Raw genomic sequence first — 13,424 nt, 5'->3', positions numbered from 1 at the left:
GATCCCACGCTACCGCTCAGCGGTCCCCACGTTCATCGACCGAGACGTTGCCGTCCTCGGTGCGGGCGGTGACCTGCGCGGCAGCGCGGGCCGGGTCGGAGGTCTCGGGTACCCGCACCCGGACTTGGCCGTCGCGGGAGTGCGCATTCACCAGGTAGGGCCCGGGCGGCGGGAGCGTGATGTCGATGTTGCCGTCGCGGGTGGTCGTCTCGATCCGGCGCGGCGGTGTCCCGGCGAACCGGACGTCGATGTTGCCGCCGGCCAGTGACGCGGTGAACGATTCGGCGACCGTGATCGGCTCGCGGGCCCGGATGTGCCCGTCCTCTCCGCGCACCTCCACCCGGCGCGCGGTGCCGCGCAGGATGATAGCCCCGTCGGTGGTGGTCGCGGTGAGCTGGTCGAGGTCGGCGTCGGCGATCAGCACCCCGGCGTTCTGGCGCACCGTGACCGCGAGCTGACGTCCGAGTTCCGGCGGCAGCGTCACGGTGACCTCACCCGGTTCGCCCCAGGGCAGGTACCCGGTCCCCGGGTCGACCCGCAGCAGGGTGCCGTTCGCGTCGTTGGTGATGCTGAGGGTCTGGCGGTCACCGCGTCGGGAGGCGACGGTGCGGACCTCCACGCGGGGCTCGGCGGCCTCCCGGTCCGAGAGGATGCGTACGGCCATCGGGGAATCCGCGGTGTCCACGGTCAACGATCGCATCCCCGCCGGCAGCGTCTGGCGGTCGGCCACCATGCGCAGCGCGCTGAGCCCGACGGCGCCCGTGGTCAGCAGCGCCAGGACGATGACGATGACGACGGTCGCCGCGACGACCAGCAGGACGCGCAACGGTCCGCGCCCACCCGCGGACAGAGGTGCCGGAGCGGGCGGAGCGAGGGTGGTGTTGGTGGTCACGAGGTGCCCTTTCGTGAGCGGCTGATCAGGATTCGAGGTGCCGAAGGACCGCGAGCACCCGTCGGTTCTCGCTGTCGTCGGGTGCCAGCGCCAGCTTGGTGAAGATCGAGGCGATGTGCTTTTCCGCCGAGCCCACCGAGATGTGCAGCGCCGCACCGATCGCCGAGTTCGTCTTGCCCTCGGCCATCAGCTGCAGTACGTCTTGCTCGCGTGGTGTCAGCGCGTCGAGTGCCGCGCGGCGCCGGGAACGCACCAGGATCTGGGAGACCACCTCCGGGTCGAGCACGGTGCCCCCGGACCCGACCACTCGCACGGCGTCCAGGAAGGCCGGGACATCGGCGACCCGGTCCTTGAGCAGATATCCGAAACCCCTTGTGTCCGAGGCGATCAGATCGGCCGCGTAGCGTTCCTCGACGTAATGGGAGAGCACCAGCACCGGCGAGTCGGGGTTCTGGGATCGCAGCAGGGCGGCGGCGCGGATGCCTTCGTCGGTGAAGGTGGGGGGCATCCGGACATCGACGATGGCCAGGTCGGGATTCTGGGCGTTGACGATCCGCAACAGCTCGGTCGCATCGCCGACGCCGGCCACGATCTCGTGCCCGGCGTCGGCGAGGATGCGTTCGATGCCGGCCCGCAGCAGCGCCGAATCCTCGGCGATCACGATGCGCATGGCAGCACCGCCGTGACGATGGTGGGGCCGGTGGCCGGGCTGGACACGTCGAAGGTGCCCCGGGCCGCGCGCACCCGTTCGGCCAGCCCGCGCAGCCCGGTGGAATCCTCGCCGGTGTCGATCTGCGCGCCTCCGCGGCCGTCGTCGAAGACCGAGACGTGCAGGGTGCCGCTCGCCTCGTCGGCGCGTACCGTCACCACCGCCTGGGTGGCCTCGGCGTGCCGGGCCACGTTGGTCAACGCCTCGGCGACCACGAAGTAGGCGCACGCCTCCACCTCGTCGGGCAGACGGTCCGGCAGATGGATGTCCAGAGTGGTTGGCACCCCGGATGTTTCGGTGCGCTGTACCACCGCCGAGAGGGCGGCGTCCAGACCCCGGTCGGCCAGGATGGTCGGCGCGATGCCGCGCACCACATTGCGCAGCTCGGCCAGCGCGGCCTTGACGTCGTCGTGCGCCTCGGCGATCAGTGTGGCCGCCGCGGCCGGGTCGCTGTCCAGCTTGGTCTGCGCCAGGCCGATCGTCATGGCCAGCGACACCAGCCGCGGCTGCACGCTGTCGTGCAGATCGCGTTCGATGCGGTGCCGCTCGGTCTGGGCCGAGGAGACGGCGCCCTGCCGCGCCTGGGACAACGCGCTGACCTCGCGTTGCAGCTCGGCCGTCGGCGAGGCCGTCAGCAGCCACCGGTCGATCTTGGCGTCCAGTGCCGGAGCGAAGATCAGGATCGCCACCGCCGCGGCCAGCGCGACGAATGCCAGGACGAACGCCGGCGGGGGAGACAGGAAACGCAACCCGGCGTCCTCATCGCTGCGCTGTACCGCCAGGGCCGCGGCCGGACCGAGGAACGCGAATGCCAGCAGCGCCAGCGCCAACCCACCGGCCAACAGGTCATAGGTCATCCGCAGGTAGTGGTGCGCCGCGGACTTCCAGAACCGGACGCTGCTGACGTCGAGCAGGAGTTGATGAGCCCAGCGCTGGAACCCTTTGTAGCCGGATATTTTTCGTGACGGGACCGGGATCTGCATACCGAAGACGGCCTCGCTGCGGACCCGCTCGACCCTGTCGACGCCGCGCATCAGGTACACGAAGACCACGGCGGCGAGCAGGAACCCGATGATCGAGGGGATCGAGGACACCGCGATGACGAGGATGGCCAGCGGCACCCAGAACCACACCGTGGCCACTGCGGCACCGATGATCATCGACGCCGTCGGCACCACGCCGATATGACGCGATGCCGGTTCCGCGGCCGTCTCCGGGACCGGGATGGGGGCTGTCGGGGTGGAGGTGACTGCGACCATGGCACCAACCTATGGACTCTCGGGCCCCCGCGACACCGCGTTTCCCCGCGAGCTGTCTGGGGGATAACCCCCGTTCCGTGGCTCCCCGGCGGTTGCCCGTGCCAGAATCGCCGACGTGCGCGTGGGGATGACAATGCCGGTGATGGAACCGGATCTGGATGCCGGGATGCTGCGGACATGGGCGAAGGTGATCGACGACGGCCCGTTCTCGTCGCTGTGCTGGGGTGAGCGCATCGCGTTCGACAACCCGGACTCGCTGACCCTGCTGGGTGCGCTGGCGGCCTGGACCGACCGGGTGCGGCTGGTGACGACGGTGGTGGTGCCCCAGCTGCACGACGAGGTGCGGCTGGCCAAGAGTCTGGCCACCGGCGACCTGCTGAGCGGCGGACGACTGACGGTCGGCCTGGGGGTCGGCGGCCGGCACGAGGACTATCGGGCGGTCGGCGCCGACCCGGCCGGCCAGACCATGCGCAGCATGGCCGAGCGGGTGGCGGTGATGAAGCGGGTGTGGGCCGGGGAGAAGGTCACCGATTCGGTGCTGCCGGTGGGGCCGCCGCCGGTGCAGCACGGCGGCCCGGAGCTGCTGGTGGGCACCATCGGCCCCAAGACGGTGCGCAGTGCGGCCGGCTGGGCGTCCGGGCTGGCCGGTACCACGCTCGACCTCGACCTCGCCAAGCAGAACGAGCTCTTCGACGTCGCCCGCGACGCCTGGGCGGCGGCCGGGAAGGCGAAACCGCTACTGGCGACATCGTTCTGGTTCGCCATCGGGGAGCCCGAGGCGGCCCGTGATCAGGTTCGCCGCCATCTGCTGCGTTATATGAACTGGATCCCGGCCGACATCGTGGACGCCATCGCGCCCACCACGGGGTGGTCGGGCAGCCAGGACGAGCTCCTGCAGGTACTGCGCGGTTTCGCGGGCATCGGCGCCGACGAGGTGCACCTGATCCCGACGTCGGATGACATCGAGCAGGTGCACCGCGTCGCCGAGGTGATCAGCGAACTGAATCAGACCACGACCGCCGGGGCCGGTGCCGCCACGTAGTTGATGGTGTAGGCGCCGTCGGTGCCCGGGGTGGTGATCACGTGGGTACTGCCCTGCCCGTTGGACCAGCTGTCGAAGATGTACTGCTGACCGTTGATGGTCTGCGGTGACATCGCGCCGAGGGTCCGTTCGACGCCGACCACGACCTGCTCGGTGTGGGTTCCGGTGTGCGGGATACCGTCCAGCGTGTACTTGGCGCCCGGGATGTTGGATCCGAAGGTGAGCGTCACCAGGTTCGGGTTGATGTCCTTGGTGACAACGGTTTTCAGGCCGCTGCTGTCGGTCACCGTGAGGATGACCCGGTACCACGTGTTGGCGAGCTGGTCGTAGTCGACCGGGATCTTGAACGACAGGTCCGGTCCGGTGACCTCGTTGATGAACGGGTGCTTGTGATCGGCGTGCCGGAACTCGACCGTCCAGGAGAACGCGCCGGCCGGGAGCCCGGACCCGTCGGGCCGGTCTTCGAGGTCGGTGCCGGTGGCCTGGAAGGACACCGTGTCTCCGGCGTTGTACTTCCAGTCAGCTCCGGCGGGCACGTCGAAATCGGCCGTCGGCGGTGTGCTGCCGACGACGATCTGCTGGGTGGCGGTGCTCTGCTTGCCCAGTTCGTCGGTCACCGTGAGCGTCACCGTGTAGGTGGTGAAATTACCGGTGTTGGTGAACGTTACGGTCGCCGGCTTACCGGCGGTCGAGGTCTGGCCGTTGCCGAACGACCAGGTGTAGGTCAGATCATCGTTGTCCGGATCGGTGGAGAAGGTGCCGTCGAAGTCCACCTCCAGGCTGTTGCCTGCCCCCGAGGTCGCGGAGGCCTTGATCACCGCGACCGGGGTGCGGTTACCGTCCGACGGGGTGATGATCGACAGGGTTCCGGGGTAGATGTTGAGCTGGTAGATCTCCCCGCCCGGTCCCTGGGCCATCTTCACCACCGCGCCGGCGCCGCTGTCGATGGTGCGTTCGCTGATCAGGCTGGTGTACTGGTCGTCGAAGGTCAGTTCCTTGATCCAGCCCAGCGAGTAATCGGCGATGAGCACCTTCTTCTGGCCGGGCACCGCGGTGCCGTCGTCGTACACCATCACCGCGGTGATCGAGCCGGTATTGGTGGCCAGCGTGTGCCGGTAGGCGTACAGCGGGTCGGCGAATCCGCTTCCGGGCTGCGGACCTTCGGCCACCGGCCAGCCGTAGTTGGCGCCCGGCCGGACGAGGTTGAGCTCCTCCCAGGTGTACTCGCCGACGTCCCCGGAGAGGATCGCACCGTTGGCGGGATCGACCGCGAACCGGAACGGGTTGCGCATCCCGTAGGCATAGATCCGGTTGGTGTTCTCGTCCCCGCCCTCGACGTAGAACGGGTTGTCGACGGCCCCCGACCCGTCGCGGTTGAGGCGCAGGATCTTGCCGTGGATGTTGGTGAGATCCTGGGAGTTCTCGGTCGGCCGGGTGTTGTTGCCGACGGCCCACAGGATGTACTGGCCCGTGGCGTCGAACTCGATCTCGCCACCGTGGTGGAAATCGTTGGCGGACAGGGTCGATTGCACCAGTTTCTGCTCGTCGGTGAGTGTGCTGCCATCGAAGGTGAAGCTCGACAGTTGGTCGAAGTTGTCGGCGTTGGTGTAGGCGACGTAGATCTTCTGGTAGCCGGGCTGGTCGGAGTTCCAGTAGTTGGGGTCGACCTCGATGCCGATGAGGCCACGTTCTCCGCCGCTGGTCTGCACGACAAGCGTGGTCAGGGTCGTCAGCGTCTTGGTGTGCGTGTCGTAGAGCTTGATCGCCCCGGACTTCTCGGTGAACAGAATCTGATGGACGTGGTCCGACTCGCCGTCGTGCATGATCAGTTCGAAGTCGGTGGGCTCGTTCAGGCCGGAGACCAGGGTGGTCCGGTCGAACTCGGAAGGCAGAGCGACCCGGCCTTCGCATTCGGCGAGAAACGCGGCCACCCCCGCCGAGATCTGACGGCCGAATGGCGAGTTGTTGAGATCGCCGATCCACTCCCGCACGTTGACGCCGATCTGGTGCACCCACTGCCCGATCGGGGTCCGGTTGAAGGCCGCGGCCACGTAGTCGACCTGCCGCCGGATCCAGCCGAACACCGCCCAGCCGGCAATTTGTTCGAGCGGGTTGGCGGGGCCACCGGGGGCCGGGGCGCTCGACGGCGCGAAGTTGGCGAGCAGATCGATGGCGCCCTTGACCAGCGCGCAGGCGCACTGGGTGACAAAGCGTTTGATGCCCGCGATCACCTCGCCGGGGGTGGGGATCTGGGAGATGAGCTTGGCGATCGGGTTGGACGTGGCGGCGGCGGCGCCGGCCGGGGCGGTCCTCGCGGCGGCCAGGGCGGTGGCCCCGAAGCCCGCGTCCGACGCGGTGTGCGCGGAGCCGGTGCCGGGATCGGTGAGCTCGGCGCCCAGTTCTGCGGTCTCCGGTGCGGCGTCGTCCTCATTGCCGGCCGGGACCACCGCGGCCGGACTCTGCGGCGCATGGTCGGTGTTCGAGGGTGTGGGGTTGCCGCCGGTCGGCGTGGTGTCGGCGGGCTCGGGGTCGGCCGGTGGGGTCGGGAGTTCGCCGTCGGTGGGTGGCAGCTCCTCGGCGGGTTCTTCGACCGGCAGTTCTTCGACCGGCAGTTCGTCGGCGGGCGCGGTGTCGGGCAGCAGCGCGTCGGCCACCTCCGCCTGGAAGGCTTCGTCTTCGTCTTCGCCTTCGTCTTCGTCCTGGTCGTCGTCTTCGTCCTCGTCGCCGAGGCCGTCGTTCTGGCCGGCGAGGTCGGGGCCGTCGTCGTCGAGGCCGGACCCCTTGTCGTCATCCGCGTCGTCGGTGGACGGGCCGGTGCCCCCGCCCGGCGCTGCGGCACCTGAACCGCCGGAGCCCGTGTTCGACGTGGTGCCGGACGGGGTGCCGCCGGAGGATCCCTCACCGGAGGTGGAGGAACTCGAGGATGACTCCGAGGTGTCCGCGTATGCGACGCCGGCGTTGGTCGCCGCCGCACCGAAGACTCCGAGCGCGAGGGCCAACGCCCCGACGCGGCCGATGTGCCTGGCGTAGGTGGGGTTCTGTTGCCGGTGACGGGCACCGATTCCGGATGCGGCACGCACTGTCGAATAGTTGCTGTGCAGCGTGTAGCTATCGCTGGAAATGTGTGAAATCACCCGTCGAAACCCCCTGATCCGGCCGCACACCTGGTCTGGTGTCGCATCACATACTGCATGACGACGGCGGATTATGTGAGTTAGTTCAGGCGGAATTGCCAAAGACGTCAACGTTGGCGCTGGATGGACAGTGACGCCAACGTTAATTTTTGTGGCGGATCTGACCTGTGTGAACGCGGTGTCGCGGGAATCCGGGCTATCTGTCAGAGGTGAAAGTACGGCTTCGTCGCGATGTCGCCGGGGCGTCGAATCGGCCGCCGAGCTGGGCGTGCACCGTACGGCCGTATGGCATGGTCCGCCACTTCGGGGCCCGCTCAGGTACTTGCGTTAGCAAGCAAATTGGGGTGAATTCGCCCAGGGTGTGCCGGGCGGGTGTTCTACCAGTCGCCGATCGGCGGGGCGAACACGAACGACCCGTTGGCCTCCAGATTGAACGGTGCGGCCTTCGTGCCGGCGATCGCCTTGGTGGAGTCGCGGACTTGTCCCTGGGCGGTGACCTCGCCCAGATCGGCGGCCCGTGATTCGCCCTGCCCGCGTGCCTGCCCGTAGTCCGCGACGCGCAGGGCGTTGTCGTCGATCAGCAACGCCTGACGGCTGGTGACCTGGGGGGAGGGAGCTACTTCTTCGATGTCTGCGTTGGCGACCGCCGCGCCGAGGCTCATGAACGCTGCGGCGACCGCGAAGGAACCTAGTCCGAGTGCGGTGATCTTCTTGGTGCTCATGGCGACGTCCTTTTCCGAAGGCGGCCCGTCAGGCCGGATAGCTCAAAACGCTAATGGCTCACCGGGCCTCGGGGCGCGCTGAGACGACGATTCCCAACCACTTCACAGCAGACGGCTCACCAACGTTCAGGAACGCCGGCGCACGGTCCGGTAACGGTGTCGCGTTGGGTGTGAAAGATGCAGTACCGCAGGAAGATTCGCATTATCGCGGGAGTATCTGCGGTGGTTCGCCGTCGAGCGTGCGGCTGACGCTGCGCCCGGGGTGTGGCGTCGGCAACCGTGGCAGGCCGACCCGGGTTGCGCCCACGGGCAACGGCACGCACAGAGTCGGTCGCGAAAGCCGGCGAACCCGGTCCCGGTCCGGGGCGGCGACTCCGGCGGACCGGTGCATCTCCCGCCGTGGGTCGGCGGGGCTGGTGGGGGGCGCGGCAAGGCCTGCCGGGGTGGCCGCACCGCCGCAAATTGACGCGAGTTTGGCAAATTAGGGATTGTCCAGGAAACGCACAGCTAAACTCCTCAGCAACTGCTGTCGGCGCGGACACCCAGGCCCGTCCCGCGCCTGTGGGCTGCGTCGGGCGGGCAACCGGGAGTGAAGATGCAATTGCCATACGGCGGCTATGTCGGTCGCGTCGGTGCGTTGGCCGTCGCGCTCGGGATCGGCACAGCGTTCGCCGGTCCGGCCGGCGTCGCCTGGGCATCGCCCGATCAATCCAGCACCGCCACGGACACCGAGACGCGTGACAGTTCGGGCCCGGACACCGGCACCGGGCCCGATGCGGCGGACGCCGGACCCGATGCGGCGGACGCCGCCGAACCCGACGCCCCGAGCGGCGGCGACCCGGATGCGGCCGGTGCCCCCGACCCCGACAGCCCGCGCACGGGTGCCGCACACTCCGCCGGGGATGACGAGGACGAGAGCCCCGCACCGCGGAAGAGAAAGGGCTTCGCGCGCAGCCAGGCCCGCATCGCCGACCCAGACACGGTGATGACGCGAACCGCCGAGTCGGCGCCGCCCGAGCGGACGACCCTCGATCAACCGGCCGCGGCCGCGCTCGACGTGGCGATCGCCGCAACCCCGCCGCCGATCGCCGCAACGCCCACGGTGCTGACGGCGAAACCGGTTGTCGTGAATCCGGTGCAGGTGATCCGCAATCTGATCAGCAGCGCGGTGCGGCCGGTGCTGTCCACGGTGCTGGGCGTGCTGCCCGGAGGTGCCGGTGACTCGCCGCTGGCCTGGGCCCTACTCGCCGCGGCCCGCCGCCAGGTGGGCGCCGAGCCCGCCGCCGCCATCCAAACCGCTGCCGTCGGCCACACCGTCGCCGCGGCGGTGACGAACGCACCGCCCACCGCCACGGTGGCCTGGGCCCGACCGGACGCCACCACCGGCGCTGTGACCGGCCTGCTCATCGCCTCCGACCCGGAGGGTAAGAAGGTTGCCGTCTCGGTGGTGCCGCCGGCCACCCCGATTCCGGGGACTCTGTCCTACAACGCCAAAACCGCCACCCTCACCTACACGCCGACCGTCGCCCAGCGGTTCGCGGCATGGGCCACGCCGGGGGAGGACACCGTCGCCATCACCCTGCGGGTGTCCGACGGGGTCCACGACACCCACGTGGCGGTCAACATGCCGGTCAGCCCATCGCCGTTCTACGCGAGTGCCGCCGTCGATCTCACCGAACCGAGCGCGGTGGCTGCCACCAACACCCGCGCCTACATCGCCGACCGCGCCACCGGCAAGGTGACCGTCTTCGACACCGTCAACAACACCGTGCTGGGCGAGTTCAACGCGGGCGTGGCGCCCGACGGCATCGCGGTCAAACGCGACGGCACCCGGATCTACGTGTCCAGCTCCACCGCCGGCACCGTCACCGTCATCGACACCGCCACCGGCGCGACGAGGGCGACCATCGCCGTCACCAATCCCACTGCCATCGCCATCAATCCGAGCGGCAGCGTGGTGTACGTCGCGAACGGAACGGCCGCCACCGTCACCAAGATCACCACGTCGAACAACAAGATCGCCGGCACCGTGCGCCTGGACCCGGGAGTGACGGCCACGCACCTCGCGGTGAGCGCGGACGGTAAGCGGATCTTCGTGGCCGGCGCGACCGCCGACGGGGGTCAGCTGTCGTCGTTCTCCTCCACCGGGAAGTCCGCCGCGGTGCTCACGCTCACCGGTCAGCCGCCGACCGGACTGGCCTACAGCTCGGTCCTGCAGACGGTGTACGCCGTCGACGCGACCGGTGGGCTCACCGTCTACGACTTCGCCAAGAAGACGGTCGTCCCAATGGAACTCGGGCATGCGCTGACCGGCATCGTGCTCACCGGCGACAGTTCCGCGGCGATGGTCACCACCGGCAGCGGCCTGGTGGCGGCGCTGGATCTCCGCGGCGCCGCGGTGTTGGGCGTGGCCGAGATCGGCGGCCTGGCCGGGCCGACGGGCATGGTGCTCAGCCCGGACGGCACCCGGATGTTCTTCACCGACCTGGACTCCGGTGCAGCGCATGCCTTCTCGCTGGTGCCGACCAACCGGGCGCCGTTCTCCAATGATCCTTCCTACACCGTCGCCAATCCCGCAACCGGCGCGATGACGGGCACCGTGGGGGTCGTCGACTTCGACGGTGACCCACTGACGTATCAGCTCACCGGTAAGCCCACCAAGGGCAAGCTGGTGCTCAAGGCCGACGGGACCTACACCTACACACCCACCGCCCGCGCCCGGCACGCCGCCGCCAAGACGGGCGCACCCGCCTCGGCGACCACCGACTCCTTCACCGTGCTGGTCTCCGACGGTCGCTACGGCACATTCACCCAAACCATCACCATCGCAATAGATCCCGCGAACAAGGTGCCGACCGTCAGCACGACGATCGGTAAACCGCAGGCCAGCACGGGCGCGGTGAAGGGCACCGTCAAGGCGACCGATGGTGACCGCGACAAGGTGAACTTCACCTGGACCGCCCCGGCCAAGGGCGCCGTCGCGGTGTCCAGCGGCGGCGGCTTCACCTACACCCCGACCGCGGCGGCCCTGGCCGCGGCCAGGGCGCCGGGCGCCACCTACGCCGACAAGACCGACACCTTCACCATCACCGTCGATGACGGGCACGGCGGTGTCGTCCCGGTGACCGTCAACGTCAAGATCGGGGCGGCCAACATCAAACCGGTCTGGGCCGCACCGACATTGGGCAACCCTCAGGAGCGCTCCGGGGTGATCACCGGGGCGATCAACGCCACCGACACCGACGGTGATCCGCTGGCCTACACGGTCGGCAGGACCACCAAGGGCACCTTCACCGTCAACCCGGACGGAACGTTCACCTACACCCCGACCGCGGCGGCCCGCGCCGCGGCCTCCAAGCGCGGGGCGAGTGCCGCGGCCAAGTCCGAGACCGTCAGCATCACCGTGAGCGACGGCTTCGGTGGCACCGTCACCAAGACCATCAAGCTGAGCATCGCCAAGAGCCCGACGGACAACGCGGCGCCGGTCAACGGGGCCGGGACCGTCACCGGTGGGTCCAGCGCCCTCGGCGCGGTGACCGGCGTCGTCACCGCCGACGACCCCGACGGCGACGCGCTGACCTACAGCCTGAGTTCGGGCCCCGCCTTCGGCACGGTGAAGGTGCGCGCCGACGGGCAGTTCACCTACATCCCCGGCGTCGACGCCCGCTACCGTGCGCTGGTGACCGAGGGTGCGGACACCGACAGCTTCGAGGTCGACATCGCCGACGGATTCGGCGGGATCGCCACCGCCACCGTGCATGTCACCATCGCACCGCCCGCACCATCGGCGATCGACCAGCGGGCGACCACGGTGGCCGTCAACGTCCAGCAGATGTACTTCTACTCTCAGGTCGACACCGACATGGCGCTCGGTCTGCTCAAGGCGGCCGGCGTCGGGACCATCCGCATCCTGTTGCCGTGGGCCGGAGCCGAGCCCGAGGACGACACCTTCGACTGGGCGGCGGTGGACCGCATGGTCGACAGCGCCAACGCCCACGGCATCACGGTGCTGGCCACCATCAACACCACCCCGGACTGGGCGGCGACACCCGGCCAGCCGCCGTATCAGGGAGCGCCCACCGATCTGGTCGCCTTCGGCGACTTCGTCTCCGCGGTGGCGACCCGCTACCAGGGCAAGGTGGCCGACTACGAGATCTGGAACGAGCCGAACTACAACGGCTTCTGGGCGCCCACACCCGATGCGGCCGCCTACACGGCGTTGCTCAAGATCGCCTACACCGCGATCAAGGCGGCCGACCCCGCCGCGACCGTCATCGGCGGCTCGGTGGCGGCGGTCGCGGAGGTGCCGGGCGGGCCGGCCATCAATCCGGTGACCTATCTGTCCCAGATGTACGCCGCCGGAGCGGGCGGGTACTTCGACGCGCTGGCCTTCCACCCGTATCACTACGGGGTGCCGTTCTCGGCGGGGGCGGGCCACGCCGGGGTGCCGCTCACCCAGGCCCAGCAGTTGTATGCGGTGATGGTCGCCAATGGCGACGCCAACTTGAAGATCTGGGCCACCGAGTACGGGCAGCCGGTGTCCGAGGGCGGGGAGGCCGCCCAGGCCGCCTTCGTGGGCGACTTCCTGCGCGCCTGGCGTGAACTGGCGTTCGCCGGGCCGGCGTTCATCCACACCCTTGCCGACTATGTGGATCCGCTGCCGCACGAGGCCACCATGGGCATCTTCCGCGCGGACTGGACACCCAAACCGGTGGTCGGCGTGATCATGGACGTGATTGCGGAGAATCAGGCGATCAACGCGGGTACCGACGTGCTCTGACGGATCACCCGGTGGCATGCGGGGACTAGGCTGGACCAATGGCTGAGTCGATGTCCGCGAAGCGCGCTGCTGATGCTGTCGCCAATTTCCTTGATGCGCAGCGGTATACGCGGGATGAGGTGCTCGGGGACCCGGGGCCGGTGCCCGCGGTGCCCGGCGCCTACGGCTGGTGGTTCAAGGAGATCCCCGGCGGTATCGACGTCGAGGGCTGTGAGGTGCACGACGGCTGGACGCTGCTGTATGTCGGGGTCTGCCCGGGCCCGCCGCGGGCCGACGGGAAGCCGCGCGCCCCGCAGGATCTCCGCAAACGCATCCGCTATCACTACGGCGCGGGCAACGGCAGCGCCGACGGGTCCACGCTGCGCAAATCCCTCGGCGTGCTGCTCGGCGAGGAACTCGGCTTCGCGCTGCGCCGGGTGGGGTCGGGCAAGCGGCAGACCTTCGCCGGCGGCGAGGCCGTGCTGAATCGCTGGATGGCCGAGAACGCGGCGGTGTCCTGGGTGCAGCACCCCGAACCGTGGTACCTGGAACCCAAGTTGGTCAAGGCACTGCTGCTGCCGCTGAACTTCCAGGACAACGAGCGAAATCCGTTCGCCGCGGAACTCAAACGGCGCCGCCGCGACGCCGCGGTGAAGGCCGGCAAGCTGCGGGTGCTCGCGGAGTGGTCGTAAAGGGCGTTTGGTGTCGACGACCGCAGGGTAGATCTAGCCACACCCATCCTGGTGGGCAGATCTTCATCATCACGGTGCCGGCAGCGGTGCCGAGATGACCCACATCGCGATCCCCACGGCGGACGACGCACGCAACGTCGAGTGGATGGAAAAGGTCAGCGACGACCGATGCCGCGGCTGACCACCGTCATCGGTGGATCCGGACCATGACCGGC

At 69.1% G+C, this 13,424-nt stretch carries 8 protein-coding genes; 3 read left to right on the top strand and 5 right to left on the bottom strand.

All coding sequences use genetic code 11. The features are described from left to right. Window positions 1-16 precede the first annotated feature (16 nt). Genes K0O62_RS21320 through K0O62_RS21310 form a run of 3 tightly spaced genes read right to left on the bottom strand, consistent with a single transcriptional unit; the run spans window position 17 to window position 2,860 of the window. A complete protein-coding gene (locus K0O62_RS21320) occupies window positions 17-892 on the bottom strand; it encodes a DUF4097 family beta strand repeat-containing protein (RefSeq protein ID WP_073858304.1) in 876 nt (291 codons plus the stop codon). A 25-nt stretch (window positions 893-917) separates the two neighbouring features. Beyond that, a complete protein-coding gene (locus tag K0O62_RS21315; RefSeq protein ID WP_073858303.1) occupies window positions 918-1,562 on the bottom strand; it encodes a response regulator transcription factor in 645 nt (214 codons plus the stop codon). Beyond that, window positions 1,550-2,860: a sensor histidine kinase gene (locus K0O62_RS21310; RefSeq protein ID WP_073858302.1), complete on the bottom strand. Its 1,311-nt coding sequence runs from the start codon at window positions 2,858-2,860 to the stop codon at window positions 1,550-1,552. Before K0O62_RS21310 ends, K0O62_RS21315 begins: the two co-directional genes overlap by 13 nt. A gap of 127 nt (window positions 2,861-2,987) precedes the next feature. Between K0O62_RS21310 and K0O62_RS21305 the strand changes: the two genes are divergently transcribed. Next, on the top strand, window positions 2,988-3,902 hold the full coding sequence (locus K0O62_RS21305; protein WP_073858301.1) for an LLM class flavin-dependent oxidoreductase: 915 nt from the start codon (window positions 2,988-2,990) through the stop codon (window positions 3,900-3,902). Here K0O62_RS21305 and K0O62_RS21300 read toward each other — a convergent pair. Beyond that, a complete protein-coding gene (locus K0O62_RS21300; RefSeq protein ID WP_131817446.1) occupies window positions 3,866-6,982 on the bottom strand; it encodes a PQQ-dependent sugar dehydrogenase in 3,117 nt (1,038 codons plus the stop codon). The genes K0O62_RS21305 and K0O62_RS21300 overlap by 37 nt on opposite strands. 431 nt (window positions 6,983-7,413) lie before the next feature. Next, window positions 7,414-7,758, bottom strand: coding sequence for a hypothetical protein (locus K0O62_RS21295; RefSeq protein ID WP_073858299.1), 345 nt, complete (start codon window positions 7,756-7,758; stop codon window positions 7,414-7,416). Between the two features lie 595 nt (window positions 7,759-8,353). Between K0O62_RS21295 and K0O62_RS21290 the strand changes: the two genes are divergently transcribed. Beyond that, window positions 8,354-12,538 (top strand): cadherin-like domain-containing protein, encoded by a 4,185-nt coding sequence (locus tag K0O62_RS21290; RefSeq protein ID WP_131817445.1) that lies wholly within the window; start codon window positions 8,354-8,356, stop codon window positions 12,536-12,538. Window positions 12,539-12,576: 38 nt separating this feature from the next. Beyond that, a complete protein-coding gene (locus K0O62_RS21285; protein ID WP_073858297.1) occupies window positions 12,577-13,209 on the top strand; it encodes a GIY-YIG nuclease family protein in 633 nt (210 codons plus the stop codon). Window positions 13,210-13,424: the final 215 nt, after the last annotated feature.

This window comes from Mycolicibacterium diernhoferi, assembly GCF_019456655.1.
GTDB classification, from domain to species: Bacteria; Actinomycetota; Actinomycetes; order Mycobacteriales; family Mycobacteriaceae; genus Mycobacterium; species Mycobacterium diernhoferi.
Note: the sequence above shows the minus strand (reverse complement) of the source record. Positions and strands in the feature narration are given on the sequence as shown.